This is a genomic window from Caldisericaceae bacterium, assembly GCA_036574215.1.
Taxonomy (GTDB): Bacteria; Caldisericota; Caldisericia; order Caldisericales; family Caldisericaceae; genus Caldisericum.
The window spans coordinates 1-1,700 of sequence record JAINCR010000041.1; the positions used below are offsets into that span (position 1 = coordinate 1).

Annotated in this window: 2 protein-coding genes; both read right to left on the reverse strand. The window is 34.8% G+C overall.

The annotated features are described in order from the left end of the window. On the reverse strand, positions 1 to 662 hold a 662-nt coding region (locus K6343_02135), incomplete at its 3' end, for a hypothetical protein (GenBank protein ID MEF3244771.1). A gap of 3 nt (positions 663 to 665) precedes the next feature. Continuing rightward, the gene (locus K6343_02140) at positions 666 to 1,559 is read right to left on the reverse strand and encodes a fumarylacetoacetate hydrolase family protein (GenBank protein MEF3244772.1); all 894 of its coding nucleotides are present in this window, start codon (positions 1,557 to 1,559) and stop codon (positions 666 to 668) included. Positions 1,560 to 1,700 lie beyond the last annotated feature (141 nt).

The window sequence follows — 1,700 nt, forward strand, 5'->3', positions numbered from 1 at the left end:
GGATTGAAATTTAGTGAAAATTCCAAGCCAAGATATTTTTTTGAATAGTAAAGCATCACACCTGCCTGTATCAAAAGCCCCGATGCTAAACCTAAAACATAGGAGTAAATACCAAGTGTATTGTGGAATAAAACAAGGCCTAAAATGATGGATATATTTATAAATAGTGGCATAATTGCAGTAATAAGAAAGTGTTTGTGAAGTTGTGAAAGGCCGTATAAAAACCCTACAACTGCCCAAAGAAAACCCGAAAAGGACACAAAGTCAATGAGTTTAGAGGTTAGGTTTTGGGTTAATTCATCTTTAAAACCAGGCACAAAAACAGAAACAAGTTGATGCGAGAATATTATTAATAGCAAAGTTGCAATAAAAAATAGGAGCACAACAATATTAAATGCAGTTGATAGTTCTTCTCTTGCCTTTTCTTTGTTGTTAGATAGTTCTTCTAAATACAGGGGGATAAAGGATACAACAATTGCTGAAGTCATAATATTTTGAAAAATTGAGTTTATTGGTAAGGTTGCGGAAAGTGCATCTACACTTTTTGAGACGCCAAAATAATTGCTTAAAAAAAGGTCTCTTACAAAACCTAAAATTTTACTCAGTAGGCTTGCAACAGCAAATGCAACCGAAGCAACTTCTGCAGATTGAGTTTTTTTCATTGTTTACAGTAGGGAAAATGCAACCTTGTTTTTGAGTTCGCCAATATGCTCTATTTTTATAAGCACCTCATCCCCTTTTTCTATGGGAAGTATTCCTGGTATTGTGCCTGTTGAAATAACACTAGCTGGTGAGAGAGGAAAATATTTCGAGATGTAAGAAATCGTTTCGGCAATTTTAAAAATCATATCCTTTGTGTTGCCTTTTTGTTTTAGGGTGCCATTTACGTAGAGTTCTATTTCAAGATTATGTGGATCTAAAACTTCATCTTTTGTTACTATATATGGACCTACAGAAAGAGATGTTTCAAAATTTTTTGATCTAAACCAAGGAAGCCCTTTTTCCATATCTTTAAATTCAATATTTCTTTCTGTTATATCGTTTACAATTGTATAGCCAAAGACATAGTCCATTGCTTCATTTACGTCGATATCCTTTCCGTATTTACCGATAATGACACCTAACTCAGGTTCGGGGTCAATGCGTGTAGCCCAAGATGGGTATATGATTGGATCTTCCTGGGAGATTGCAAAGTTAGCGTATTTACCAAAAATGATTGGTTCATCTGGAATTGAGCCTCCAGTTTCTTTTGCATGCTCCACATAGTTTTTTCCAAGGCAGATTACAAGGGAAGATTTGTCAATTGGGGGATAAAATTTTTTAACCTTAATATTAAAGATATCATAAAATAAATCTTTAAAAGTCTTTTTACCCCATTGGATCATTTTTAAAACGTTTTGCCACTGTTCAATTGCAGCACTAACTGAATCAATAATAGGCGCTTCATTTTCTCCTAAGTGCTCCATTGCCTCGGATAGCTTGTTTACATCAATTTTATGTCCATTCTCTTCAACTCCAACATTTAAAAAGCCATCTTTTTCAAATACGAATAACCTCATTTTTACCTCCTTGTAGGTATTACCCTAATAAGTTGTAAGTGCTCTGCCTAAGAGTTATTATAACACAAAAAGCAAAAGCCAAGATCCTTCGCTTAAGTTTACACTGAGCGAAGCAAACGTGCTCAGGATGACACGGTGGGA